This window comes from Azohydromonas lata NBRC 102462, assembly GCF_001571085.1.
In the GTDB taxonomy this organism is placed as follows: domain Bacteria; phylum Pseudomonadota; class Gammaproteobacteria; order Burkholderiales; family Burkholderiaceae_C; genus Azohydromonas; species Azohydromonas lata.
The window spans coordinates 168,900-192,322 of sequence record NZ_BCTC01000002.1 but is presented as its reverse complement, the minus strand read 5'-3'; the positions used below and the strand labels follow the sequence as shown (position 1 = coordinate 192,322).

24 protein-coding genes are annotated in these 23,423 nt (G+C 71.8%); 13 read left to right on the top strand and 11 right to left on the bottom strand.

Annotated features, from left to right (window positions below):
• Positions 1-221 precede the first annotated feature (221 nt).
• A complete protein-coding gene (locus ALA01S_RS01855) occupies positions 222-1,229 on the top strand; it encodes a cyanophycinase (RefSeq protein ID WP_238455660.1) in 1,008 nt (335 codons plus the stop codon).
• Between the two features lie 126 nt (positions 1,230-1,355).
• On the opposite strand, the gene ALA01S_RS01850 is transcribed toward ALA01S_RS01855, so the two are convergent.
• Positions 1,356-2,816 (bottom strand): RNA polymerase factor sigma-54, encoded by a 1,461-nt coding sequence (locus ALA01S_RS01850; RefSeq protein ID WP_066331191.1) that lies wholly within the window; start codon positions 2,814-2,816, stop codon positions 1,356-1,358.
• A gap of 293 nt (positions 2,817-3,109) precedes the next feature.
• Complete coding sequence (locus tag ALA01S_RS01845; RefSeq protein WP_066331188.1) at positions 3,110-3,460, bottom strand: hypothetical protein; 351 nt, start codon at positions 3,458-3,460, stop codon at positions 3,110-3,112.
• 186 nt (positions 3,461-3,646) lie between these two features.
• Between ALA01S_RS01845 and ALA01S_RS01840 the strand changes: the two genes are divergently transcribed.
• Together ALA01S_RS01840 and ALA01S_RS01835 are read left to right on the top strand one after the other, a co-directional pair.
• Positions 3,647-4,201, top strand: coding sequence for a hemerythrin domain-containing protein (locus tag ALA01S_RS01840; protein WP_084267127.1), 555 nt, complete (start codon positions 3,647-3,649; stop codon positions 4,199-4,201).
• Between the two features lie 70 nt (positions 4,202-4,271).
• Positions 4,272-6,632 carry an FAD-dependent oxidoreductase gene (locus tag ALA01S_RS01835; protein ID WP_066331187.1) on the top strand — a complete coding sequence of 787 codons (2,361 nt, stop codon included), beginning with the start codon at positions 4,272-4,274 and terminating at the stop codon, positions 6,630-6,632.
• 44 nt (positions 6,633-6,676) lie between these two features.
• Here the strand turns inward: ALA01S_RS01835 and ALA01S_RS01830 are convergent, their stop codons facing one another.
• From ALA01S_RS01830 to ALA01S_RS01810, 5 genes are all read right to left on the bottom strand, one after another.
• Positions 6,677-7,258, bottom strand: a complete 582-nt coding sequence (locus ALA01S_RS01830; protein ID WP_066331184.1) for an NAD(P)H-dependent oxidoreductase — start codon at positions 7,256-7,258, stop codon at positions 6,677-6,679.
• A gap of 86 nt (positions 7,259-7,344) precedes the next feature.
• Positions 7,345-7,737: a MerR family transcriptional regulator gene (locus ALA01S_RS01825; protein ID WP_066331182.1), complete on the bottom strand. Its 393-nt coding sequence runs from the start codon at positions 7,735-7,737 to the stop codon at positions 7,345-7,347.
• Positions 7,738-8,104: 367 nt separating this feature from the next.
• Positions 8,105-8,767, bottom strand: a complete 663-nt coding sequence (locus ALA01S_RS01820) for a dienelactone hydrolase family protein (protein WP_066331179.1) — start codon at positions 8,765-8,767, stop codon at positions 8,105-8,107.
• A gap of 28 nt (positions 8,768-8,795) precedes the next feature.
• Positions 8,796-9,479: a phosphoribosyltransferase gene (locus tag ALA01S_RS01815; RefSeq protein WP_066331176.1), complete on the bottom strand. Its 684-nt coding sequence runs from the start codon at positions 9,477-9,479 to the stop codon at positions 8,796-8,798.
• Positions 9,480-9,628: 149 nt separating this feature from the next.
• Complete coding sequence (locus ALA01S_RS01810) at positions 9,629-10,561, bottom strand: ZIP family metal transporter (RefSeq protein WP_066331173.1); 933 nt, start codon at positions 10,559-10,561, stop codon at positions 9,629-9,631.
• A 274-nt stretch (positions 10,562-10,835) separates the two neighbouring features.
• Between ALA01S_RS01810 and ALA01S_RS01805 the strand changes: the two genes are divergently transcribed.
• Positions 10,836-11,162, top strand: a complete 327-nt coding sequence (locus tag ALA01S_RS01805) for a BON domain-containing protein (protein ID WP_218011411.1) — start codon at positions 10,836-10,838, stop codon at positions 11,160-11,162.
• A gap of 32 nt (positions 11,163-11,194) precedes the next feature.
• Here ALA01S_RS01805 and ALA01S_RS01800 read toward each other — a convergent pair whose 3' ends face one another.
• Positions 11,195-12,322, bottom strand: coding sequence for a YihY/virulence factor BrkB family protein (locus ALA01S_RS01800; RefSeq protein WP_066331171.1), 1,128 nt, complete (start codon positions 12,320-12,322; stop codon positions 11,195-11,197).
• A 127-nt stretch (positions 12,323-12,449) separates the two neighbouring features.
• Between ALA01S_RS01800 and ALA01S_RS01795 the strand changes: the two genes are divergently transcribed.
• From ALA01S_RS01795 to ALA01S_RS01780, 4 genes are all read left to right on the top strand, one after another.
• Positions 12,450-13,775: an AI-2E family transporter gene (locus ALA01S_RS01795; protein WP_066331168.1), complete on the top strand. Its 1,326-nt coding sequence runs from the start codon at positions 12,450-12,452 to the stop codon at positions 13,773-13,775.
• 70 nt (positions 13,776-13,845) lie between these two features.
• Positions 13,846-14,883 (top strand): phospholipase D-like domain-containing protein, encoded by a 1,038-nt coding sequence (locus ALA01S_RS32510; RefSeq protein WP_066331165.1) that lies wholly within the window; start codon positions 13,846-13,848, stop codon positions 14,881-14,883.
• A gap of 96 nt (positions 14,884-14,979) precedes the next feature.
• On the top strand, positions 14,980-16,140 hold the full coding sequence (locus ALA01S_RS01785) for a glycosyltransferase family 4 protein (protein ID WP_084267124.1): 1,161 nt from the start codon (positions 14,980-14,982) through the stop codon (positions 16,138-16,140).
• A complete protein-coding gene (locus tag ALA01S_RS01780; RefSeq protein WP_066331155.1) occupies positions 16,124-16,669 on the top strand; it encodes a phosphatase PAP2 family protein in 546 nt (181 codons plus the stop codon). The genes ALA01S_RS01785 and ALA01S_RS01780 overlap by 17 nt, the downstream gene beginning before the upstream one ends.
• A gap of 131 nt (positions 16,670-16,800) precedes the next feature.
• On the opposite strand, the gene otnI is transcribed toward ALA01S_RS01780, so the two are convergent.
• On the bottom strand, positions 16,801-17,598 hold the full coding sequence (otnI, locus tag ALA01S_RS01775) for a 2-oxo-tetronate isomerase (protein WP_066331153.1): 798 nt from the start codon (positions 17,596-17,598) through the stop codon (positions 16,801-16,803).
• A 158-nt stretch (positions 17,599-17,756) separates the two neighbouring features.
• Between otnI and ALA01S_RS01770 the strand changes: the two genes are divergently transcribed.
• Positions 17,757-17,993, top strand: a complete 237-nt coding sequence (locus tag ALA01S_RS01770; protein WP_066331151.1) for a hypothetical protein — start codon at positions 17,757-17,759, stop codon at positions 17,991-17,993.
• Positions 17,994-18,077: 84 nt separating this feature from the next.
• Here the strand turns inward: ALA01S_RS01770 and ALA01S_RS01765 are convergent, their stop codons facing one another.
• A complete protein-coding gene (locus ALA01S_RS01765) occupies positions 18,078-18,902 on the bottom strand; it encodes a DUF2334 domain-containing protein (protein ID WP_066331149.1) in 825 nt (274 codons plus the stop codon).
• A 13-nt stretch (positions 18,903-18,915) separates the two neighbouring features.
• The gene (locus tag ALA01S_RS01760) at positions 18,916-20,160 is read right to left on the bottom strand and encodes a glycosyltransferase (RefSeq protein ID WP_066331143.1); all 1,245 of its coding nucleotides are present in this window, start codon (positions 20,158-20,160) and stop codon (positions 18,916-18,918) included.
• A 97-nt stretch (positions 20,161-20,257) separates the two neighbouring features.
• Here ALA01S_RS01760 and ALA01S_RS01755 point away from each other — a divergent pair, with 97 nt between their 5' ends.
• From ALA01S_RS01755 to ALA01S_RS01740, 4 genes are all read left to right on the top strand, one after another.
• Complete coding sequence (locus ALA01S_RS01755) at positions 20,258-20,710, top strand: ferritin-like domain-containing protein (RefSeq protein WP_066331240.1); 453 nt, start codon at positions 20,258-20,260, stop codon at positions 20,708-20,710.
• A gap of 109 nt (positions 20,711-20,819) precedes the next feature.
• Positions 20,820-21,677 carry a DUF4142 domain-containing protein gene (locus ALA01S_RS01750; protein ID WP_066331142.1) on the top strand — a complete coding sequence of 286 codons (858 nt, stop codon included), beginning with the start codon at positions 20,820-20,822 and terminating at the stop codon, positions 21,675-21,677.
• 33 nt (positions 21,678-21,710) lie between these two features.
• Entirely contained in the window at positions 21,711-22,832 is a 1,122-nt protein-coding gene (locus ALA01S_RS01745) for a DNA topoisomerase IB (RefSeq protein WP_084267122.1), read from the top strand.
• A gap of 118 nt (positions 22,833-22,950) precedes the next feature.
• Complete coding sequence (locus ALA01S_RS01740) at positions 22,951-23,193, top strand: phosphoheptose isomerase family protein (protein WP_066331140.1); 243 nt, start codon at positions 22,951-22,953, stop codon at positions 23,191-23,193.
• The last annotated feature ends 230 nt before the right edge of the window (positions 23,194-23,423 follow it).

Sequence of the window (23,423 nt, the reverse complement as noted above, 5' to 3'; positions counted from 1 at the left end):
GGATGCGGCGCCTTGGCTCACGAGCGCTATGGAAACAGACTGATCCCAGGCAGCAATGGGCCTGCGCGGGATAACAGCCCGCTCGCCACATGGCCCACAAGTTCGCCGTTACGTCGCCCCCTGCCGCCCCCCAAGGCCATGCCCGCCCAAGGCAAAGTGCCGCCATGAGATACAGGGCCATGCGGCCCGCGTCCCGTCAGTTGCTTCGCCCAGGAAGTCGTATGAAACGTGTTCCCCGTGCCTTCAACCGGCTGCTGCAGCGCCGCCGCGCGCTGCTGTTGAGCGTGGCCGCGTTGGGCGCGCTGCAGCCGCGCCACGCCCGCGCGGCGGCGCTGCCCTCGCCCGCCGCCACCGCGCGCGAGCGGCCCGCCGCGGGAGCGCTTGAAAGCCCACCCGGCGCCGTGCTCATGGCCATAGGCGGCAACGAGGACAGGCGCGACGACATGGCCGTGCTGCGCCGCTTCCTGCACCACTGCGGCGGTCCGCGGGCGCGCATCGTCGTCCTCACCGCCGCCAGCGCCGTGCCGCAACTGCTGTGGGCGGGCTACGAGCGCGCCTTCACGGCGCTGGGCGTGCAGCGCTGCGTGGAGCTGGGCCTGGCCTCGCGCGAGGAGGCGGATGCGCCCGCGGCGGCGCGCGAGATCCTCGCGGCCGACGGCATCTTCATGACCGGCGGCGACCAGCGCCGGCTGCTCGCCGTGCTCGCCGGCAGCGCCGTGGCCGAGGCCATGCGCCGCGCCCGCGCGCAGCGCGGCGTGTGCATCGCCGGTACCAGCGCGGGCGCGGCGGCGCTGTCGCGCCAGATGCTGGCCGGCGGCCGCGCGCCGCTGCTGCCGGAAAAGGACGTGGCCCTGCTGGACGAGGGCCTGGACCTGCTGCCCGGCGCCATCGTCGACCAGCACTTCTCCGAGCGCCGCCGCCTGGCGCGGCTGATGTCGGCCGTGGCCCGCCACCCGCACCTGCTGGGCGTGGGCGTGGACGAGGACACGGCGCTGGTGGTGGAGCGCGGCGCCATAGAGGTGGTGGGCGCCGGCGCCGTGACCTTGCTGGATGGGCGCCACATGGGCTCCAGCATCGAGCGCGCCCAGCCCGGCGAGCGCCTCACGCTGGCGGGCCTGCGCATCCACGTGCTGCAGGCGGGCCAGCGGCTGGCGCTGGACGGCGCACAGGCCACCGTGGCCGCGCCGGGCCTGAAGGAAGCCGTGGAGGTGCTGACGCGGGCGGTTTGAACCGCCCCCGCCCCTGCCCCCGCCCCCAAGCGAAAACGCCGCCGGACCTCCTCGGCCCGGCGGCGTTTTCGGGAGTGCCGGCCGGCCCCGGCGCTCCCACTCACACCCGGAAAAACAGGCTTGCGCTCACGCGTGCTTGCGCCGCCGCTCCACGGCCTCGATGCGCAGCGTCTGGCGGTACTTGGTGACGGTGCGGCGCGCCACCACCAGGCCCTGGCGCGCGAGCTGGCGGGCGATCTCGGCGTCCGACAGCGGCGCCTCGGCCTTCTCGGCCTCGATCATGTCCTTGATCAGCCCGCGTATGGCCGTGGCCGAGCAGGTGCCGCCGCCGGCCGTGGCCATGGCGCGCGAGAAGAAATACTTCAGCTCGAACACGCCCAGCGGCGTGGCCATGTACTTGTTGTTGGTCACGCGCGAAACCGTGGATTCGTGCAGGCCCACCTCGTCGGCAATCTCGCGCAGGCCCAGCGGCTTCATGGCCATGGCGCCGTACTCCAGGAAGTGGCGCTGCCGGTTCACGATGGCCTGCGCCACGCTCACGATGGTCGAGAACCGCTGCTCCACGTTGCGCACCGTCCAGCGCGCCTCCTGCAGGTGCGCCGCCAGCTCCGCGTGCATGCCGTTGCGGTGGCGCTGGAACAGCTCGGCATAGACGCGGTTCAGGCGCACCTTGGGGACGATGGCAGGGTTGAGCGTGGCGATCCACTGCCCGCGCACCTTGCGCACGATCACGTCCGGCGTCAGGTACTGGATGTTGGCCGCGCCATAGCGCCAGCCCGGGCGCGGGTCCAGGCGGCGGATGCGGGCGCACACGGCCTCCACCTCCTCCACCGGGCGCGACAGGAAGCGCGAGAGCGTGTTCACGTCCTTGGCCGCCAGCGCGTCCAGCTTCTCGCTGATGACGGCCTGCGCCAGCGCGCGCTGGTGCGAGCACTCGAAGCTGGGCAGCTGCAGCAGCAGGCACTCCTGCACGCTGCGCGCGGCCACGCCCGCGGGCTCCAGCGACTGCACGCGCTTCAAGGCGATCTGCAGCTCCTCCAGCGTGGCCGGCGGGTCCATCTCGCAGAACTCCACCAGCTCGTCCAGGCCCACGCGCAGGTAGCCGTCGTCGTCCAGCGACTCCACGATGGCCTTGGCCAGCGCCAGGTCGCGCGCCGTCAGCGGCAGCAGGTTCAACTGCCCATGCAGATGCTCGGCCAGCGAGGTCTGCACGGCCATGGTGTCCATCAGGCTGAGCTCGCCGTCCTCGCGCTTGCGGTTGCTGCTGCTGCCGTCGGCCTGCCAGCTGTCGCGCTCGGCGTCGCGCTCCATGCCGCTGTCGGAGCTGCCGTAATCAGGGGTTTCACTCGTCTCGGGCACGGTGACGCTGGTCAGCGCGTCAGCGGCCAGCGGCGCGCCTTCGTTGTCCGGGGCGGCCGGGGTTTCCTCGCTTTCGTCAGCCTCCAGAAAAGGATTGCGGCCCAACGCTTCCTGAACTTCCTGCGCGAAATCCAGTGAAGAAAGCTGCAGCAGCCGAACGGCCTGCTGCAGACGCGGAGACAAAGCCTGCTGCTGCCGGTGCTCGGTGCGAAGCACGGGTGCGTTCATCCAAGTACTCCTCTTTCGTTATCCGGCACCTCACGCGGCACCGTTGCAGGCACTCAGTCCGCAGACTTCGTGCCAGCTTTGCTCAAGCGAACGCATCCGGTTGCAATTGACAAGAACTTTCCGCGCCGCCACCCATAACCACGGGCAAGTTTCCTCACACCGTGTGTTTCCGGGGGTCTGCATTTCGTTAACAAAAAAATTGGCGGAGGGAGAAAGCTCCCTCCACCAGTCGCGGGGGACGGCCGGCGGGCAACAGCTTTGCCGCAAGCGCTGCGGCGACGCGGCAGGAAGGTTCAGCGCGTGCGCTTGGGCGGCGGGCTGGTGGTGCCGGGCGTGACCTGCCGGTGGTAGGCCGGATCGGTGGCGTGGCCGTAGCTGGTGTCGGGCAGCCCGGCCTCGGCGTCGGCATAGGCCTGCTGCGCTTCCTGCGTCTCGGTATTGGCGCCGGGCTGCTGCTCGTGGGCCGACTCGTCGTGCTCGTGGGGCAGCCGCGGCCCCGGGGCGCCGCCCTTGGAGGACTGCGTCACGCCGTGGCCCGGGCGGGCGTCGGCCGGCTGGCTTGCAGCGCCCTGGGGCACGGCGGTGTCGGCGCCTTCAGGGGTCTGCGCGGGCGCCTGCTGGGGGCTGTGGTGGATGTTGGGCATGTGGGCTCCTGGGAAGCCCCGGAAACGGCCCGGGGCGGTGTGGTCTTGCGCGGTGCGCCGCCTTGGTGGCAGGCGTTTTCAACCGCGGTCGGTGGTTGAGCCGGCAGCTTTCATTCCCACGGTTTGGGGCACGTCGATTGCCGAAACCGGACTTGTCACGAAATCAACTCCAACCAGGAGCTCCACATGCCCACCACCGAAAAGACCGCGCCCCGCGCCGGCAGCGCCGCCGCCGCCCGCGAGGACGTGCTCAACATGCTCATCGCCGACCACAAGCGCGCCAAGAAGTCCTTCAAGGACTTCGAGAAGCTGGACGCGCAAAAGCAGGCCGACGCGTGCAAGGAGCTCGTCGAGCAGACCTGCGCCGAGCTGCAGGTGCACACCACGCTGGAGGAGGAAATCTTCTACCCGGCCGTGCGCCAGGCGCTCAAGGAGCAGGACCTGCTGGACGAAGCCGAGGTCGAGCACGCATCGGCCAAGCAGCTCATCGAGCAGTTGCAGTCCATGCAGCAGCAAGGCCAGCTCGACGGCAAGTTCTCCGCCACCTTCACCGTGCTCAGCGAGTACGTGAAGCACCACATCAAGGAAGAGGAAGGCGAGCTCTTCGAGCAGTGCGAGAAGGCCGGGACCAAGATCGATTGGGCGGCCCTGGGCGAGCAGATGAAGGCGCGCAAGGCCGAGCTGATGGAGGAGCTGCTGCCGCAGCCCGCCGTCGCCGCCGACCAGCGCAACCAGGCCTGACGCAGCCCGTGCGCCGCAGGCCGGGAACTCCCCGGCCTCTGCGGCTGAACCAGCAACCCAAGGAGCCGCCATGCCTTCGCCGACCGCCGCCTCGCCGCTGCCCCCTCTTGTCGTGTTCTGCCACCTGCGCTGGGGTTTCGTGTACCAGCGGCCGCAACACCTGCTCTCGCGCCTGTCGGAGCACTACCGCGTGCTCTTCGTCGAGGAGCCCGTGCACTGCGAGGGCGAGCCGCGCCTGGACCGCGTGCCGCAAGGCTCCAACCTGGAGGTGCTGGTGCCGCGCACGCCGGTGACGGCCCCCGGCTTCCACGACGACCAGTTGAGCGTGCTCAAGCCGCTGCTGGCCGAGTTCATGCGCCAGGAGGGCATAGAGGACAGCCTGGTCTGGTTCTACACGCCCATGGCGCTGCCGCTGGTGGCCGCGCTCAAGCCCCGCGCCGTGGTCTACGACTGCATGGACGAGCTCTCGGCCTTCAAGAACGCGCCCAAGCAGTTGCGCCAGCGCGAGAACGCGCTGATGAAGATGTCCAGCGTGGTCTTCACCGGCGGCCCGGCCCTGTTCGAGGCCAAGCGCCCGCTGCACCCCAACGTGCACTGCCTGCCCAGCTCGGTGGACGTCCACCACTTCGCGCCGCAGCGGCTGCGCGCCAACAGCGCCGAGGCGCAGGAGGCGCAGCGGCTGCAGGCCCACATCCCGCCGGGGCCGCGGCTGGGCTTCTACGGCGTGATCGACGAGCGGCTGGACCTGGCGCTCGTCGCCGCCGTGGCCGATGCCCACCCCGAGTGGCAGCTCGTCATGGTGGGGCCCGTGGTCAAGATCGACCCCGCCTCGCTGCCGCAGCGGCCCAACATCACCTACCTGGGCATGCAGAGCTACGCGCTGCTGCCGCACCTGATGGCGCCATGGGACCTCTGCCTCATGCCCTTCGCGCTCAACGAGTCCACGCGCTTCATCAGCCCGACCAAGACGCTGGAATACATGGCCGGCGAAAAGCCCGTGGTCTCCACCGCCGTGCGCGACGTGGAAGTGCCCTACGGCGGGATCGTGCGCATAGGCCGCGACCCCGTGGACTTCATCCAGGGCTGCGAGGAGATGCTGGCGCTGGGCGAGGCCGAGCGCCGGCTGCTGGTGGGCCGCATGCAGGAGGCGTTGCGCAAGGTGTCCTGGGACCGCAGCGCGCGCACCGTGGCGCGGCTGCTGCGCCAGGCGCTGCGCGCGTCCACGGCCGACTCGCCCGCCGCGCTGCGCGAGCTCGCCGGCCTGGCCCCCGCCGAAGGTTTCAGCAGCACCAGCGCCGCCACGCCGGTGGTGCGCACGGCGGGCGCCTCGCAGCCGCCGGCCGTGCGCCACATGGTCATAGGCGCCGGGGCCACGGGGTTGTCGGCCGCCTACCACCTGGGCCTGCACGACGAGGGGCACGACACGCTGGTGGTCGAGCGCGAGGAGCACGTGGGCGGCGGCTGCCGCTCGGTGCACCAGCAGGGCTACACCTTCGACCACGGCGCCCACGTGCTGCAAAGCGGCGACCCGGAGGTGAAGGCGCTGGCCGAGCGGCTGCTCGGCGACAACCTGCACTGGCTGCCGCCGCGCGTGCGCCACGTGGAGCAGCCCGCGCCGCAGGTGGGTCTGCCCCCGCTGCGCGCGGACCGCGACTTCGGCTACCCGCTGCACGGCGGCTTCCAGGCGCTGATGGACGCCTTCCTGCCCAAGCTGGACTGCGAGCTGGCGCTCAAGACCACGCTGCTGCACCTGTCGCCCTCGCGGCGCACGGTGCGGCTGGACGACGGGCGCTCGCTGCGCTTCGACACGCTCATCAGCACCATCCCGCTGCCCGCGCTGGTGCAGGCCTGCGGCGAGGAGGCCCCGGCCGAGCTGCGCAACGCCGCGCGAACGCTGCGCCAGGGTTCGTTGCGCTGCGTGAACCTCGGCATCGGCCTGGCGCCGGGCCGAGAAAAGCTCACCGATGCGCACTGGATGGAGGTGCCGGCCGGCACGGTGTTCCAGCGCGTGTTCGTCCAGGGCAACGCCAGCGCGCACAACAACGCGCCGGGCGGCTTCGCGCTCTCGTGCGAGATCGCCTACGGGCCGGACCAGCCCCTGCCCTGCGAGGGCGCGGCGCTGATAGACCGGGTGATTGCCGACTGCCGCCGCATCGGCCTGTTCTCCAGCGCCGACCCCGTGCACTTCGCCTCGCAACTGGACCTGCCCTGCGCGCGGGCGCTGCCGGACGCGGCGCAGCAGGCCGCGCTGCTGCTGATACGGCAGTGGTTCGGCGAGCACGGCATCGTCCTGGCCGGCCACCACGGCCGCTGGCAGGCCGAGGGCGCGCCCCACGCCTTCACCGCCGGACGCCAGGCGGCCGAATTGGTGATGACGCTGCTGCGCCAGCGCGGCGCGTTGACCACCACGGCGCTGCAGCAGGCGGGCTGACCAGCCCGCGCACGCCAGGGCGCCGCGGCCGGCCGGCCGCGGCGTCAAAGCTTCTCGGCCAGATCGCGCACTTTTTCCAGCCACCGCGCGCGCCGGGGCGACGAGGAGCCCAGCACGGGCCCAAGCGCCAGCGTGCGCACCGGCCGCACGCCGCAAAACTCCAGGGTGTTCCTTTTCAATTGCCTGAGCCCGGGCGCCAAGTAAAGCCAACGGAAATACCAGGGCGGCGTGTCCATGGTCGCGACGATGTGCGCGGAACGCCCTTTCAGCAATTTCTCCGGGAAATGATTTCCGGGCTGATACTCAAAGGCAAATCCGGGCAGCAGCACCCTGTCCAGAAAACCCTTGAGCACCGCCGGCACGCTTCCCCACCAGATGGGATAGATGAAAGTCAGGTGCTCCGCCCAACGCAGGGCTTCCTGGGCCATTGCCAAATCCGGCTCCAGCGGCTGCACGCTGCGGTAGCCCCCGTGCAGCACGGGATCGAATTGCAGCATGTTCAGGTTGAGAACCCTGACTTGGTGGCCGAAATACCGCGCGTGGCCCACATAGGCCTCGGCGAGCGCAGCGCCATAACATCCCGTTGGCGCATGTGCCGCAATCACCAAAACCCGCCTGCTGCCCATTTCGCGCACATCCCATGCCTTTGAAATCGGCGCGGAGTGTGAACTCTGCCCCTAGGGGCAGAGTCAAGCCGGGCGTGCCCAATTTTTCACACCGCGAGCAGATCGCAATCCTGTGAAGGATTCACCGGCGGCGTGCTGAGGCATTGGGCCAACTCTTCCAGCACCAGGCCGATGTGCACGTCGAGCTGCTCCAGCCTTTCGATCTCCTGGCGTAGGGCCCCCTGTTTTTGCTTGAGGAATCCGACGACCTCGTCCCAGTCCGGTCCGCCATCGCGGCACGTCAGCACGGGCTGCAGCTCGGCCAGCTTGAAACCCAGCAGTTGGGCACGGCGTATGAGCTGCACCTGCATCACGTGCTGCTCTGAATAAATCCGGTAGGCACCGCGGCGCTGCACGCCATAAAGCAGGCCCATGGATTCATAAAGCCGTATGGCCTTCGGGCTGGCGCCTGTGGCTTGGGAAAGGGAACCGATGTACATGGCACAACAGGCGACTGGCACGATGAATTGTTTTATACGGCCGAATTGAAGGTGGAATTCATGCCAGCCTTTACTTGAACCTCTTTGCCGAAATCAATACGCCATACGCCGAAGCAAACACAGATCACCAACCATTACGTCATGCCCGCGAAAGCGGGTATCCACGCGCACCGGGGCGGTGCCCTGGAAACACCGGCGCAATGCAATACAACCCGACGGCAAAACCTCGGCAATCGTGGATGCCCGCTTTCGCGGGCATGACGGAATGGAGTGCCTGCACTTGTGCCGCAAGGCAGGCATTTACCAACGATCCAATGACCGCCGCATCCGGCAAATCGGCAAATCGGCAAATCGGCAAATCGGCAAATCATCCTTCGAGCAATTTCCCGGAAACCCATTCCACCGCCACCCGCGCCGCCTCTTCCAAACAGCCATTCTCTTCGAACAAATGCGAAGCGCCGGGAATGACGACCAGCTCGCAGCGATTTCCCAATTGCGCCTGAGCCTGCCGGTTCAACGCCAGCACCTCGGTATCGCGCTCGCCCACGATCAACAACACCGGGATTTGCAGCGACTCCAGCGCCGCCCCGGCCAGATCCGGCCGCCCGCCGCGCGAGACCACGGCGCGTATGGCGGGCAAGTGGTGCGCGGCCAGCAGCGCGGCAGCGGCGCCCGTGCTCGCACCCAGGCAGGCCAGCGGCAGGTGGGCCGTGCGCTCGTCCTGCGCCAGCCACTGCGCAAACGCCACCAGCCGCGCCGCCAGCAGCGGGATGTCGAAGGTGTTGCGGCGGTCCAGCACCTCCATGGCGTTGAGCATGTCCGCGCGCAGCGAGGCGAAGCCCGCCTGCGCCAGCACCTGCGCCGTGTGGCGCTGGCGCGGGCTGAGGTGGTCGCTGCCGCTGCCGTGGGCAATCAGCACCAGGCCGCGCGGCTGCGGCGGCAACACCAGCAGGCCCGGCAGGCCGTGCGGTGGCAGCGTCACGAGTTGTTCGTCCGCGGGGGTGGCGACGGTGGCAGGCGTGGCTTTCATGGCGGGGCTCCTTGCTGCAAGTTGAAGTTCAGGCACCGGAGACGCTGCGGGCAGTCATGGCGGCTTGCGCCAGCAGGCGCACCACCTCGTCGTCGTCGACCTGCGCGAAGTCGTCGTAGAAGCGGCCCACGGCACCCAGGTCGTGGGGCTGCAGCCGGCAGACGATGTCGGACGCCGGCAGCGGCAGTTGCGCCAGCGTCTGCGGCGGCGCCACGGGCACCGCCAGCACGACGCGCGCCGCCCCGGCGTGCGACAGTGCCTGCAGTGCCTGCAGTGCCGCGCGCACGGTGCCGCCGGTGGCGATGCCGTCGTCCACCAGGATCACCTCGCGCCCGGCCACCACCGGCGGCGGCCGGCCCTCGCGCAGCCGCAGCCGCTGCTCGGAGATGCACGCCAACTGCCGCGCCATCTCGCCTTCCAGGTATTCGTCCGACAGGTGCAGGCGCCGCACCAGCTCGGCGTTGAGCACGCGCCGCGGCGGGTCGCCCTCCACCACCGCCCCCAAGCCCAGCTCGGGGTTGCCCGGCGCGCCCAGCTTGCGCACCAGCAGGATGTCCAGCGGCGCGTGCAGCGCCTGGGCGATTTCGAAGGCGACGGGCACGCCCCCGCGCGGCAGCGCCAGCACCAGGGGCTGCGCGCCCGTCCAGGGCATGAGGAGTTGGGCCAGGCGGCGGCCGGCGTCGCGGCGGTCGCGGTACAGGAGTTCGGGCATGGCACTTCACGTCGGTCCCCGCGCATACGGCAAGGCCGGTGCCTTGAAGGCGGCGCTTGCCGCCGCCCCGGGCCTCCTGCCCCGCCGCCGGTCTTGCCGCGCGGTTGATGACAGACTGCGCCGCGCCGCCTGCATCGGATTGCGACAGATCAGCCCAATGCGGTATCCAAAAGCATCATCAGTACGAAACCGATGACCAGGCCCATGGTGGCGTGGCCTTCGTGGCCGGCGCGGTGGGACTCGGGAATGACCTCGTGGCTGATGACGAACAGCATGGCCCCGGCCGCGAAGGCCAGGCCCCAGGGCAGCAGCCCCGCCGACAGGCCCACCACCGCCGCGCCCAGCACGGCGCCCACGGGTTCGATGGCGCCGGAGATGGCGCCCAGGAACACGGAGAAGCCTCGCGAATAGCCCACGCCCTGCAGCGCCAGCGCGATCACCAGGCCCTCGGGCACGTCCTGTATGGCGATGCCCGTGGACAGCGCCGCCGCGCTCACCGCACTGGTGCCCCCGAAGGCCACGCCCATGGCCAACCCCTCCGGCAGGTTGTGCAGCGACACGGCGAACACGAACAGCCAGGTGCGCTTGAGGGCGTGCGCGCGGGGGTTGTCGCGTTCGAAGCCCTTGATGAAGTGCTCGTGCGGCAGCCAGCGGTCCAGCGCCAGCAGCAGCAAGGCGCCCAGCAGGATGCCGCCGCCCACGATGGCCCCGGCCTCCCAGGGCCCGGCGCCCTGCGCCTGCGCCGCGCGCAGGCCCGGGATGGTGAGCGAGAAGGCGCAGGCCGCCAGCATCACGCCCGCGCCGAAGCCCAGCAGCGTGTCGCGCGTGCGCGTGGAGCTTTGCTGCGCCAGCAGCACGGGCAGCGTGCCCAGGGCGGTGGCCGCGGCGGCGATGCTGCCGGCCAGCAGCGCCTGGCGCACGGGCAAGGGCCAGTCGGCCAGCGACTGCCACACCAGCACGCCGCCGGCGATGCAGCCCGCCGCGAACAGCAGCAGTCCCAAGCGCTGGCGCGGCTTGAGGGCCGTGGACGGGGCCGCCCGCGCGGCGGCGGCCGCTGTTGAGGAGTGCTGCTCCGCGGCCATGGCGCGTCAGCCCTGCCGTCCGGACTTGGGCGGCTGCGGCGCCGTGCCGTCGCTGCCCAGCTCGGCGCCGGTGATGGGGCACTGGGCTTGTGGTGAGGCGGCTCGCGTCATGGCAGGACTTCGGCAAGCCCCATACCTGGGGGGAGTGGCCGGCCTTCCCCCGGAAATGCCCGGGCGGGAACCCCTGTGCGGCGGTGCCGGGAGCGGGATTTGCCTTGAGGGCGTCGGAATCGCCGGCGCAGGGCCGGAGACCATGACCAGGAGGAATTTCCCTATGTCCAAGCGCATGTCGCCTTTTGCCGCCACCGTGATGGCCGTGAGCCTGCTGTTTGGCGCAACCGGTTGCGCCGTCACCAGTGGCCAGAGCACGGTGGGCCAGTACGTCGATGACGCCACCATCACCACGCGCGTGAAGGCGCGCATGGCCAAGGATCCCAAGGTCAGCGCCATGCGGCTGAACGTGGACACGCTCAACGGCGTGGTGCAGCTCTCCGGCTTCGCCACCAGCGAGGCCGAGCGCGTCGAGGCCGGCCGCCTCGTCCGCGAAGTGCCGGACGTGAAGGACGTGCGCAACAACGTCGTGGTGCGCGCGCCGCAGTGAGCAAACCTTTTGGCGGGCGGTGCAGGCACCTTTCAGTGCCGTCGCGCCCGCCCTGCGGGTGGCGTGGGCACGGTGCGCTGCGCCACGCCGCCGCCCGGTTGCCCGGGCAACCGGCGTGATGGTTGAGCCGGCGCCGGATGCGGCGCGGCAGCCGCGCCCGCCGCAGGGCCCTGGGGGCCTGGTGCGCGGGAGGCCTGGGCACCAGGGTGCCCGCCCTGCCCCGCGCCGTGATGCACCCCATGCTTCCCTTGCGCTCCATGCCCCCCGTGCGCCTGCGCCAGGCGCTGGCGCCGTGCGTCCCATTCGCGCCCAAGCGCGGCGCCGAAGAGCAGGATCTGCGACGAGTAGTACACCCACAGCATGACCACCACGAAGGAGCCCGCCGCGCCGTAGCTGGAGGCCACCGACGCGCGGCCCAGGTACATGCCGATGAACGTCTTGCCGAAGACGAAGAGCCCGGCGCTGAAGGTGGCGGAGATGATCAGGGCGCGGCGCGAGGGCGCCTCGTCCGGCAGCCAGCGCAGGATGGCGCTGAAGGCCACGCTCAGCACCAGGAAGGACAGGCCCAGCTCCGACACCCGCGCCAGCACCGCCAGCGCCGGGTAGCGCGCCGACACCGCCGACAGCACGCCGGCCAGCACCGCGCTCACCAGCAGCGACACGATCAACAGGAAGCCGAAGCCCAGCAGCAGCGCGAAGGCCGTCAGGCGCACGCGCAGCATGGCCTGCACGCCCGTGCGCTTGGGCCGGATGTGGCCTATGGCGTTGAGCGCGCGCTGCAGCTCGGCGAACACGCCCGTGGCGCCCACCAGCAGCGTGCCCAGGGCCATCACGGCCGCGAAGCCGCCGCCGGGCTCGCGCCAGGCGGCTTCGATCATGCCCTGTATGGCCTGCGCGGCCTGGGTGCCCACCAGGTCCTGGATTTGCGCCACCACCTGGCCGCGCGCGGCCTCCTGGCCGAACACCGCGCCGGCAATGGCGATGGCGATCACCAGCAGCGGCGCCATGGAAAACACCGTGTAGAAGGCGATGGAGGCCCCCAGTTGCGGGCCCGCGGCGTTGACCCATCGCTCGGCCGACGCGATGAGCCAGCGCAGCGTGCGCCGCAGGGGAGAAGGCAGTTGCCGCCAGGCATGGCGGCGCCAGGTCGAGAAGCTCATGGACGGCCCCGGTGCACATGCCGTGCCCGCAGCGGCACGAAAGCTGCTCAAACGTACCCACGACCCACCTTCCGCCGAGCGAGCCGCGCATGCGCCATTTCCCGTTCCGCGGCCGGCGCCTTCAGCGATGAGCGCCGAGCCCCTGAGTGCCCAGCCGCTGGGCCCGCCCGCCAGCAGCGCCGCCACCCCTGCGGTCACGCCCGTGGCCTCGCCCTCGCTCGCCTCGCCGCATGGCGTGGGCCGCGGCGCCGCGCGCGGGGGCTTGCGCATGGAGCCCGGCGCGGCGGAGCTGCCGGCCGCGGCCCTGGCCGCGCCGCTGACCCCGGCGCCCACGCCCTGGCACGGCAGCCCGGCCATCAAGGGGCTGCTGGCGATCGCGCTGATCTTTCTGCTGAAACTGGCGCAGCCGCTGCTGGTGCCGGTGGTGGTGGCGGTGGTCCTGACGTTTTTGCTGTCGCCGCAGGTGCGCTCGCTGCGCCGGCACGGCGTGCCGGAGGTGCTGGGCGCGCTGGTGCTGGTGGCCGCGCTGCTCGGCGGCACGGTGCTGATGGGCAGCGCGCTGGTGACGCCGGCGGCGCAGTGGTGGAGCCGCGCGCCCAGCGTGATGACGGCGCTGGAGCAGCAGATAGACCGGGTGCGGCGTTCCATTCCCATCCTGGCGCCGCCGCAGCGCGAGCCCGTCTCGCGCAGCAGCGGCAACGCGCCGCCGCCCGTGGACCCCATCAAGGACCGCATCGCCAGCGAGGGCGTCACGCTCACGCGGCTGGTGCTCAGCCACGTGCTGAGCTTCGGCTTCTCGGCCGCGTCCACCGTGATCCTGCTGTATTTCCTGCTGGCCTCGGAGCACTGGATGCTCTCGCGCACGGTGGAGGCCATTCCGCGGCGGCGCACGCGGGCGCTGGTGGTGGCGGGGGTGCGCAGCGCGCAGCAGGAGATCGGCCAGTTCCTGGGCGCGCTGAGCATCATCAACTTGGGCGTGGCGCTGGCCGTGGGGGGCGCCATGGCCTACATCGGCCTGCCCAACCCGGTGCTGTGGGGCACGGTGGCCGGGGTGCTGAATTTCATCCCCTACATCGGCCCGCTGCTCAACACGCTGCTGCTGCTCACGGCCGGGCTGCTGAGCTTTGGCGACTCGGCACTGCTGGTGGCGCCCGCCGCGGCTTACCTGGGCGTGCACGCCATAGAGGCCAACGTGGTGAGCCCGATATTCGTGAGCAAGCGGCTGTCGCTGAGCCCGATATCGGTGTTCCTGTCGGTGATGTTCTGGGGGTGGCTGTGGGGCGTGGCGGGGGCGGTGCTGGCCGTGCCCATCCTGGTGGGCCTGCGCAGCGTGTGCAAACGCAACCGCCGGCTGCGGCTGCTGTGCGTCTACATGGAAGGCAGCCGGCGCCCGCCGCCCTCGCTGAAATCGCTGCTGCGGCACAAGCGGAGGCAGCCGCGGGCCGGGATGTAAGGGCGCCCGCCACCCAACCAACACCCCGTTGCGATACAGGCATGCCGGCTGCTCGCAAGCCCCCGAAACCATGGCCTCGCAACACTATTCAGGCCCGGCGCGGCGGCGCGAGCGACCGTATGCCGAGCTGGAGATCGAACACCGCCACGCGCGCGTGCTGACGCAGTGCGTGGGCCAGCCGTTGTCCGCCGGCAACCGCGCGCGCTGGCTGGAAGACCCGCTGCCGGCGCTGCTGGAGGCCGTCTCGCGCACACGGCAGCAGTTGCAGATGGACCAGTCGCTGCTGCGCGACGCGCCCACGTCGCTGCACCAGGCGCTGCTGTCCGCGGCGCGGCGCGGCGTGAGCTTCGCGCTGCGCGGCGGCGCCCTGCTGGCCCCGGGCGCCGAGGCGCTGCGCCGCGCCGGCGCGGTGCTGGGCGCGCCGCCGCGCTGGCGGTGCTGGTGGCCGCGGCGCGAGGCCTCGCTGCCGCTGCTGGTGGCCGACGGGCGCTGGGCCTTCATCACCCCCGGCGGCACGCGCGCGCCGGCCATGGCGCTGGAAGGCCCCGTCGTCCCCGCGTTGCAGCAAGGCTTCGTCCAGGATTGGACCCGACGCCTGCAGCCTGAGCTGCCCGCACGGCGCTGGCGCACGCTGCTGCCCGTGGCGGGCCAGCAGCAGATGGCGCCCGCGCCCCCTGGGCATCCGCAAGGCGCGCTGGCGCTGCGCGGCGCGCTGCTGCAGGCGCTGGGCATGGCGCAGTTCCGCATACGGCTGGCGCTGGGTCCGGGCGAAAAGCCCGGCCCCGTGCTGCTGCGCCTGCTCTGCCAGGCCGCCTGGCGCGGCGTGGACGTGCAGGTGCTGCTTTCGCGCCCGGGGCGCGCGCTCAAGCTGCTGCAGCGCTCGGGGGCGGCCTGCCAGTGGGCCGACGCCGCCCCGGCCCGGGCCGACACGCCGGTGCCGTGCGGCCGCGCCGCGCTGGCGGTGGTGGACGGCCTGTGGGTGACGCTGGGCACGCCGCGGCTGCTGGACGAGCCCGCGCCCGTGCTGCTGGATGCCGAGGTGGGCGCGCAGGTCGAGCTGCACTTCAAGCGCCGCTTCGACGCGGCCGGCTGCACCCTCACACCTTGAACGGGGCCCGGGCCGGGCCGCAGTGCAAGTCCCAGCGCCCCGCTCGGGAACACAAACTGCTTCGGCCGCTGCACTGCCGCTATCAACACGACCGCCGTGCGCATCGCCTACGTCACCGAAACCTACCCGCCGGAGCTCAATGGCGTGGCCCTGACCACGGAGCGCACGGTGCGGTTTCTGCGTGAGGGCGGGCACGAGGTGCAGCTCATACGCCCGCGCCAGAAAGGCGAGGCGGCGCTGGACAACGAGCAGGAGTGGCGCACGCACGGATTCCCCATCCCGCTGTACCCGGCGCTGCGCTTCGGCGTGGAGCGGCAGGCGCGCTTCATTTCGCACTGGCAGGCGTTCAAGCCGCACATCGTCCACGTCGCCACGCCCGGGCCCATGAGCCATGCGGCGGTGCACGCGGCGCGGCGGCTTGGGCTCACCGTCAGTACCGACTTCCGTACCAACTTTCACGGCTATGCCCGCTATTACCGGATGGGTTGGGCCGAGCCGCTGATCGCGGCCTGCCTGCGGCGCTTCCACAACGAGGCCAGTTGCTGCTTCGTCCCCACGCGGGCGCTGGCGCGGCAGTTGCGCCTGAGCGGCTTCCAGCGCGTGGAGGTGCAGGGCCGCGGCGTGGACACGGAACTCTTTTCGCCGGACCGCCGCAGCGCCGCGCTGCGCGCGCGCTGGAACGCGGCCGATCCGCGGCAGGTGGTCATGCTCTACGTGGGCCGGCTGGCCGCGGAGAAGAACGTGACGCTGGCGCTGCGCGCCTTCCAGGCGGCGCGGCGGCTGCGTCCGCTCACGCGCATGGTGGTGGTGGGCGACGGCCCGCTGCGCGCGCGGCTGGAGCGCGACTTTCCGGCGGCCGAGTTCGTCGGCCCCCAGCACGGCCAGGCGCTGGCCGAGCACTACGCCAGCGCCGACCTGTTCCTCTTTCCCAGCCAGAGCGAAACCTTCGGCAACGTGACGCTGGAGGCGCTCGCGAGCGGGCTGGCGGTGGTGGCGGTGGACCTGGCCGCCGCGGCGCAGCACATCGATTCCGGCCACAGCGGGCTGCTGGTGCCTCCGGACGACGAGGAGGCGTTCATACGCACGGCCATACGCGCGGCGGAGATGGGCGAGCTGCTGGCGCCCATGCGGCTGGCCGCGCGCCAGGCGGCGCTGCAGGTGCGCTGGGAGCAGGTGCTCTCGCGCTTCGAGCAGCGGCTGGCGCAACTGGCACTGCAGCCCTTGCCGGTGCGGCTGCCCCATGTGGCCATGGCCTGAGCAGCGCCGCGAGCGCTGGCTGGAAATCGACCGCCAATGGGCGCGGTGGCTGCACCGCGGTGCGCAGCGCCTGCCACTGCTGCGGCTGCTGGTGGTGGCCAGCCGGCTGGGCGACGGCGGCCTGTGGTACGCGCTCATGCTGGTGCTGCCCTGGTTGGGCGGCAGCCCCGATGGGCTGGTGTGCACGCTGCAGATGGGCGCGGCCGGCGTGATCAACGTGGTGCTCTACCGCTGGGTGAAGCTGCGCACCGGGCGCGAGCGCCCGTGCGTGGACTGCCCCGACATCCGCGCCTGCGCCAAGGCGCTGGACCGCTACAGCTTTCCCAGCGGCCACACGCTGCACGCGGTGAGTTTTTCCGTGCTGCTGAGCTGGCACTACGCGGCTTGGGCGCCGCTGGCGTGGGCTTTCACGCTGCTGGTGGCCGCGTCGCGCGTGGTGCTGGGGCTGCATTACCCAAGCGACGTGGCGGCGGGGGCCATCACGGGCTTCGTGACGGCGGGGATGCTGCTGGCGCTGTGGCCCTGGTGAGCGTTCGCCGGCTTTTGGCGTGGGTGCTGCCGGCACGGGACGAGCGCAGCACCCTTGCCGCAGGGCTGACACGGACGGACAGCCTCCCCGGGCAACCCCACCGTTGCGCCCGCAATAAACCCTTCAAAACCTCAAGCCTGACCGGCCTTCCAGCGCCGCAGCCAGCTCAAACCCTCGGACGTGCCCGCACGCGGCCGGTACTCCGCGCTGGCCACGCCCGTGTAGCCCAGCTCGTCGATCAGCCCGAACAGGTACGGGTAGTTCAGCTCGCCCACGTCCGGCTCGTGGCGCTCGGGGACGCCCGCGAACTGGATGTGGCCCACGCGGCCCGTGGGCAGCCACTGGCGCAGCTTCATGGCGAGGTCGCCCTCGGTGACCTGGCAGTGGTAGAGGTCCATCTGCACCTTGACGTTGGGCTCGCCCAGCGCCTGCACCAGGCGGTGCGCGTCTTCCTGGCGCTGCAGCAGGTAGCCGGGCACGTCGCGCGGGTTCAGCGGCTCGATCAGCAGCTCGATGCCCTCCTCGGCCGCCAGCCGCGCGGCCCAGCGCAGGTTGTCGAGGAACAGCTCTTCCAGCGCCTGGCGCGGCACGCCCGCGGGCATGCAGCCGGCCATCACGTGCACGCGCGGGCAGCGCAGCGCGCGGGCCCAGGGGAGCACCTGGTGGATGAAGCCGTCGCGGAACGCCTGTTCGCGGCCCGGCAGTGCGGCCAGGCCGCGCTCGCCGGCATCCCAGTCGCCCGGGGGCGCGTTGAACAGCACCTGGCGCAGGCCGTGGCGCTGCAGGCGCTGGGCGACCTCGGCGGGCTCGAAGGCGTAGGGGAAAAGGCATTCCACGCTGTCGAAGCCGTCGGCCGCCGCGGCCTGGAAGCGGTCCAGGAAGGCGTGCTCGGTGTACAGCAGCGAGAGGTTGGCGGCGAAGCGGGGCAAGGCGGGTCTCCCTTGTGTTTGCGCTGGGGCGTCAGTCCTGTGACAAGCCCGCATTGTCCAGCGCTGGCATTGGGCATCGGTTTGCAGCCGGCGGCCGACTGCCTACGATGCCCGCACGGCCGGCCCAATGGCGCCGGACGCCGCACAAGGAGGTACACATGGACCACAAGCTGCATCTGCTCGAAACCTTCAGCGCTCGCGACGCGCACGGCAAGAGCTACAAGGTCAGGGGCTATGAACACATGATGCGGGAGGACCTTTTCGTCGCCGCCGAAGAGCACTGGGAATCCACCGGCCAGGCCGAATACCGGCTGGACAGTGGCGAACCGCTGGAAATGCTGCCGGACGGCACGCTGCGCATGCGCGGCAGCGACGTGGTGCTCACACGCCAGTAACGGCTCACCTTCAACCAGGAGAAATGCCCGGCCCCGCCGGGCTTTTTCTTTGGGCGCGGCAGGAGCGCAGGGGGCGCGGCGCTCCTACAGGCTGGGCTTCAAGGGCAGCCGCTGCGCCACCTCGCGCAACAGCAGCGGCTGGCGACCCTGCGCCAGGGCGCGCGCCAGCAAGTCCAGCCAGCAGCGGCGCACCTCGGGGTACACCACGTCGTCCGGGTGCAGCTCGAAGCGCAGCAGCGGCGCATCGCCCAAGCGCCGCGCCAGGAAGGGCACCCACAGCCGCGACACGCCGCGCCGCCATGCCGCTCGGGTGCTGAACACCAGGCTCCACGAGCGCAGCGGCGCCTGGCCCTGCAGCGCGATGAAGCGGTCCAGCGTGCAGCTGTAGGCGAAACCCGCGTCGGCCAGCGCCTGCGCGCCGCCCTCGCCCAACAGCCAGGCCGGCGGGACGAAGCCCGCCAGCGGCCAGCCCCGGCGCGCGAACCAGCGCTTTCCCAGCGCGATGCGCCGCGCCGCGTCCTCGCGCGCCAGTGCGGCGAACTCGCCCTCGCCCGCCGTGTAAAAGCGCCGCCGCAGCCGCTGCAGCGTGCCGCGCGCGGGCACGGGGTCCAGGTGGCTCCAGCCGTGCAGCGCCAGCTCGTGGCCTTCGGCCAGCGCCGCGTCCATGGCGGATTCGAAAGCGCGCGTGGACGGCTGGCCGTGCCAGCGCGGCACCACCAGCAGCGTGGCGGGCAGCGCGGGCGCCAGATCGCGCGCGGCCTGCAGCAGCGCGGCGCAGCGCTCCCAGGTGGCCGGCGCCACGTCGTGCACCACCAGCGCCAGCGCGCCGCCGGGGGCCAGCGCGTCGCGCGGCAGCTCGGCGGGGGTGGCGCCCAACAGGGCGGACGCCGGGTTCAGGGCCAGGGCCACGGCCGGCGCGGGCTCAGAGCACGTCCTTGCCCGTGGGCGCCATGGGCGAGGACAGGCTGGAGGACGCGGGCATGCCGCACCAGTGCAGCGCGGGCAGCGTGGCTTCCTCGCCGGTGAGGCGGCTGCCGTGCATCAGCCGCCGGTAGCGGGTGACGAGCTGGGGCAGCACCACGTCCCAGTCATAGCGCTCGGCGCAAGCGCGGCCGGCCTCGCGCCAGGGGGTGGCGTCCGAAGCAAACAATGCCGCAATCGCTTCCGCCCACTGCGCGGGCTTGTCGCTGTCCACGGCCAGGGCGGCGCCGCCCTCGGCCAGCTCGGCCAGGCCCGCGGCCTTGCGCACGATGACGGGCGTGCCGCAGGCCATGGCTTCCAGCGGCGCCAGGCCAAAACTCTCCTGGTCGCCGGCGTGTATGAAGGCGTCGGCGCTGGCCATGAGCCGCGCCAGGTGCGCGGGCCGCGGCTCGTAGGGCAGGCGCTGCACGCGCGAGCCGTGCGGCGGCAGCGGGCCGTCGCCCACGGCCAGCAGCAGGTACTGCTTGCCCAGGCGGCGCACGGCGTCGGCCAGCAGCGGCAGGTTTTTCTCCGGGGCGAAGCGGCCGGCGAACAGCAGCAGCTTCACGTCGGGGGCGATGCCCAGCTCCTCGCGCAACCCGGGGTCGCGCCGCGAGGGGTGGAAGGCGCGCGTGTCCACGCCCAGGGGCTGCTGCTCCACGCTGTTCAGGCCTATGGCGCGCAACTGCTCGGCCATGGATCGGCTGGGAGCCAGGACGAGGTCGAAGTCCCGGTACATGCGCGCCAGGTAGGCCGCCACCGTGCGGCGCACGAGGCGGCGCAGCCAGTTCGGCCCGCCCAGGAGCCGCGCGGCCATCTCCATCACGTTGCTGTGGCAGAAGGCCACCACCGGCACGCCCAGGCGCTGTCCGGCGTCCAGGCTGGCCCAGCCCAGGCGCAGGGGGTCGCCGGCTTCGATCAGGTCCGGCCCAAGCGCCTCGATGCGGCGGGCCGCGGCGCGGCGGTCCAGTGGCAGCCGGTAGCCGCCCAGGCCCGGCAGGGGAATGCCGCCCGCGTCCTCGAAACCCCAGCCGCGCGCGCCGGGCGCGAACACCGTGTGCCGCCAGCCCGGCTGCCGCGCCAGCCACGCGTGCTTGACCTTCAGGTAGCGCTGCACGCCGCCGCCGGTCGGGCTCCAGAACATGGTGGTGTCGACGACATGGCAGCGCGCCTCGTCATCGGGGTCGCGGGCGTGCGGGGGCTTCATGCACAGAACTGATGCAAGCCTCATGCCGCAGTGCAGCAATCCCACGGGCACGCTGTCTGCCTGGAAGGTCCTACCCGCATTCAAGGAGTGTTTCCCCATGAGCAACGACGAAGTCATCGACACCCTCAACGACCTGATCGAGACCAGCAAGGACGGCGAGTACGGTTTCCGCACCAGCTCCGAGCACGCCAAGTCGCCCGACTTGAAGAATTTGCTGCTGCAACGTGCAAGCGATTGCCAGCGCGGCGCCAGCGAGCTGCAGTCACTGGTGGCCCAGCTCGGCGGCGAGGCCGACACCGGCGGCAGCGCCATGGGCGCCATGCACCGCGGCTGGGTGGCGGTGAAGGCCACGCTCTCCACCTACGACGACAAGGCCATCCTGGAAGAGTGCGAGCGCGGCGAGGACACCGCCCTCACGAGCTACCGCAACGCGCTGGCCAAGCCGCTGCCGCCGCAAATCCAGGCCGTGGTGGACCGCCAGTACCAGGGCGTCAAGCGCAACCACGACCAGGTGCGCGAGCTGCGCAACCGCCTGCGCGCCGCGACCTGACCCTACTGAACCCGCCGCAGGGTGCCCAACGCGCTTGGCGCGCCCAAGGCGGGGCCCGCGGCCGCCAGCCTTCCCTTGGCAGCCGCACCGCCCTCCCCCCGCACACACCATGAACAACTTCAGGACGCTGCCCCTGGCGGGCCTGTTGGGCTTGGCCCTGCTGGCCGGCTGTGACCCCAAGTCGCCCAAGGTCACCGAGGACCACCGGCCGACCTCCGGCATCGAGCACGCCGCGGGCAGCATCACCGGCAGCGCGGGGACGGCCACGGGCACCGGCGGCGCCGGCTCCACCACGGCGCCCGGCACGCCTTCGGGCTCGTTGCCTGAAGCCTCCGGGCCGGCCGTGCCTGCCGGCAACGAGCCCACCGCCGGCGGCAGCAGCGGCGCGCCCGTGGGCGCGGGTGGCGGCCAGGCCACCGGCGCCACGTCGTCGCCCCCGGTGGCCGTGCCGGCCGCGAGCACCGCCTCCATGGCCGCTGGGGCCGGCGAAGCGGCCGCCAAAACGGGAACGCCTGCCCCATCCGCCACCCAGCTCAGCAGCGCCGAGCGCACCTTCGTCCAGACCGCCGCCGGCCTGGGCCTGTACGAGCTCGCCGCCGCGCAGCTCGGCCAGGACCGCGCCTCCAGCGCCGCCGTGCGCGAGTTCGCCGCCCACATGCAGCGCGACCACGTGCGCGCCCAGGGCCGGCTGCAGATCCTGGCCGACGCGCACCGCGTCGAGCTGCCCGGCCAGATGCCGGCCGACCGCCAGACGGTGCTGGAGCGGCTGCAGGGCGCTACGCCCTTCGACACCGCCTTCGTCAACACCGTGGGCGTGCAGGACCACGTGAGCACCATCGAGCGCTTCGAAAAGGCCTCGCGCGACACCAAGGACCCCGAGCTGCAGGCCTGGATACGCCAGACCCTGCCCACGCTGCGCCAGCACCTGGCGCAGGCGCGCAAGCTGCCGGGAGCCGACGCCCGCTGACGCCGAGCAAGCACGCCGCCGGGAGCCGCCGCCATGGCCGCCGTGCTCCAGGACAGCGTTGAGGAAACCCTGCCGCCCGGCCTGCGCTGGGTGAGCGACACCCAGCCCGGCCTGCGCCGCGAGCGCCGCGGCGACGCTTTCGTCTACCTCGACGCCCGCGGCCGCGAGCTCACCGACGAGAAGCGGCTGGCGCAGATACGCCAGCTCGCCATCCCGCCCGCCTACACCGACGTGTGGATCTGCGCCCAGGCCAACGGCCACCTGCAGGCCACCGGGCGCGACGCGCGCGGGCGCAAGCAGTACCGCTACCACCCCGACTTCCGCGCCCACCGCGAGGACCACAAGTTCGAGCGCCTGCTGGAGTTCGGCCAGGCGCTGCCGCGCATTCGCCGGCGCGTGGCCGAGGATTTGCAGGCCAGCACCCGCGGCGGGCCCTCGCGCACGCTGGTACTGGCCACCCTGGTGCGGCTGCTGGACAGCACCGTGCTGCGTGTGGGCAACGACGAGTACGCCCGCGACAACCGCTCCTACGGCCTGACCACGCTGCGCCGCCGCCACGCGGGCCTCACCGGCAGCAAGCTGAAGCTGCGCTTTCGCGGCAAGCACGGCGTGCAACACGAGGTGGCGCTGGACGATCCGCAAGTGGCCCGCGTGGTGCGCCGCTGCCAGCAGTTGCCCGGCCAGGAGCTGTTTCACTACGTGGGCGAGGACGGCCAAACCCACGCCGTGGGCTCCGGCGAGGTCAACGACTACCTGGAAGCCGCCGCGGGCGAGCGGTTCACGGCCAAGGACTTTCGCACCTGGCACGGCAGCGTGCGCGCGCTGTCGCTGCTGCGGCAGGCCTGCCTGCAATGCGAAGGGGCGCCGAAGCTGGCCCCCGTGATCGCCGAGGTCGCCCGCCACCTGGGCAACACGCCCGCCGTGTGCCGCAAGGCCTATGTGCACCCGGCCGTGCTGGCGCTGGCCGAGGATTGGGAGGCCGGCGCCGCGCTGTGCCGCCGCTTGGGTGAGTCGGTGCGCGCCCACGGCGGGCTGCAAGCCGACGAGTGGCGGCTGCTGCGCTTCCTGAGCAGCCCGGGCACGTCCCGGGCGCGCACCCACGGGCGCAAGGCCCTGCGGGAGATGTGCATTGCCGAACCGCAGCGTCCCCGCTGAGCCGTCTGACGTGCCGACGCCGCCTGCCCCCTCCAACAGCGCCCTTCCCGTCTCCTCCCCCCACGAGGCTGCCTCCACCGCAGCCCACCCCTTCTCTCCCCAGGAGGCTTGCGGGGCGATGCGGGAGTCCGTGCTGTCGCCCAAGCTGTGCCCGCGCGCCCAGGCCGCGCAGCGCGCCGCGGCGCGCAGCTTGGGCGTTCACACCGTTGGGCTGCTGGGCCGCGACGGCGGCCCGCTGGCGGCGCCCAGCGACGTGCCGCTGATCGTCCCGGGCCAGTCCACGGCGCGCATCCAGGAGGCGCACATCTTCATTGGGCACAACCTGTGTGCGCTGGTGGAGAAAGGGTTGGGACGGGGTTGAGGGTGCGCGGGTTGAAGGGGGCTGCGAGGGGGCTGAGCGCAAAAGCCCGGCAACGGTCAGCCGGAGGGCGGTGCGCAGTGCACCTTGATCCGTCATTGCCGCGAACGCGGGAACCCAGGCGGCCCCCAGACCGGAGTGAAGGGACACCGCAGGAAAGCCGCGGTTTTGGCCCTTGTGAGGCCGGCCCATGAGCTGGCGGCCGGCTTGGGGACCGCCTGGGTCCCCGCCTG

Coding starts and splice junctions, on each gene's coding strand:
- ALA01S_RS01840 (WP_084267127.1), top strand. CDS start 3,647: ATGCCCACCACCGAAAAGACCGCGCCCCGCGCCGGCAGCGCCGCCGCC.
- ALA01S_RS01830 (WP_066331184.1), bottom strand. CDS start 7,258: ATGGGCAGCAGGCGGGTTTTGGTGATTGCGGCACATGCGCCAACGGGA.
- ALA01S_RS01780 (WP_066331155.1), top strand. CDS start 16,124: ATGTGGCCATGGCCTGAGCAGCGCCGCGAGCGCTGGCTGGAAATCGAC.
- ALA01S_RS01770 (WP_066331151.1), top strand. CDS start 17,757: ATGGACCACAAGCTGCATCTGCTCGAAACCTTCAGCGCTCGCGACGCG.
- ALA01S_RS01750 (WP_066331142.1), top strand. CDS start 20,820: ATGAACAACTTCAGGACGCTGCCCCTGGCGGGCCTGTTGGGCTTGGCC.
- ALA01S_RS01740 (WP_066331140.1), top strand. CDS start 22,951: ATGCGGGAGTCCGTGCTGTCGCCCAAGCTGTGCCCGCGCGCCCAGGCC.
- ALA01S_RS01760 (WP_066331143.1), bottom strand. CDS start 20,160: ATGAAGCCCCCGCACGCCCGCGACCCCGATGACGAGGCGCGCTGCCAT.
- ALA01S_RS01795 (WP_066331168.1), top strand. CDS start 12,450: ATGAGCGCCGAGCCCCTGAGTGCCCAGCCGCTGGGCCCGCCCGCCAGC.
- ALA01S_RS01845 (WP_066331188.1), bottom strand. CDS start 3,460: ATGCCCAACATCCACCACAGCCCCCAGCAGGCGCCCGCGCAGACCCCT.
- ALA01S_RS01745 (WP_084267122.1), top strand. CDS start 21,711: ATGGCCGCCGTGCTCCAGGACAGCGTTGAGGAAACCCTGCCGCCCGGC.
- ALA01S_RS01815 (WP_066331176.1), bottom strand. CDS start 9,479: ATGCCCGAACTCCTGTACCGCGACCGCCGCGACGCCGGCCGCCGCCTG.
- ALA01S_RS01855 (WP_238455660.1), top strand. CDS start 222: ATGAAACGTGTTCCCCGTGCCTTCAACCGGCTGCTGCAGCGCCGCCGC.
- ALA01S_RS01800 (WP_066331171.1), bottom strand. CDS start 12,322: ATGAGCTTCTCGACCTGGCGCCGCCATGCCTGGCGGCAACTGCCTTCT.
- ALA01S_RS01810 (WP_066331173.1), bottom strand. CDS start 10,561: ATGGCCGCGGAGCAGCACTCCTCAACAGCGGCCGCCGCCGCGCGGGCG.
- ALA01S_RS01835 (WP_066331187.1), top strand. CDS start 4,272: ATGCCTTCGCCGACCGCCGCCTCGCCGCTGCCCCCTCTTGTCGTGTTC.
- ALA01S_RS01755 (WP_066331240.1), top strand. CDS start 20,258: ATGAGCAACGACGAAGTCATCGACACCCTCAACGACCTGATCGAGACC.
- ALA01S_RS01850 (WP_066331191.1), bottom strand. CDS start 2,816: ATGAACGCACCCGTGCTTCGCACCGAGCACCGGCAGCAGCAGGCTTTG.
- ALA01S_RS01805 (WP_218011411.1), top strand. CDS start 10,836: ATGTCCAAGCGCATGTCGCCTTTTGCCGCCACCGTGATGGCCGTGAGC.
- ALA01S_RS32510 (WP_066331165.1), top strand. CDS start 13,846: ATGGCCTCGCAACACTATTCAGGCCCGGCGCGGCGGCGCGAGCGACCG.
- ALA01S_RS01820 (WP_066331179.1), bottom strand. CDS start 8,767: ATGAAAGCCACGCCTGCCACCGTCGCCACCCCCGCGGACGAACAACTC.
- ALA01S_RS01825 (WP_066331182.1), bottom strand. CDS start 7,737: ATGTACATCGGTTCCCTTTCCCAAGCCACAGGCGCCAGCCCGAAGGCC.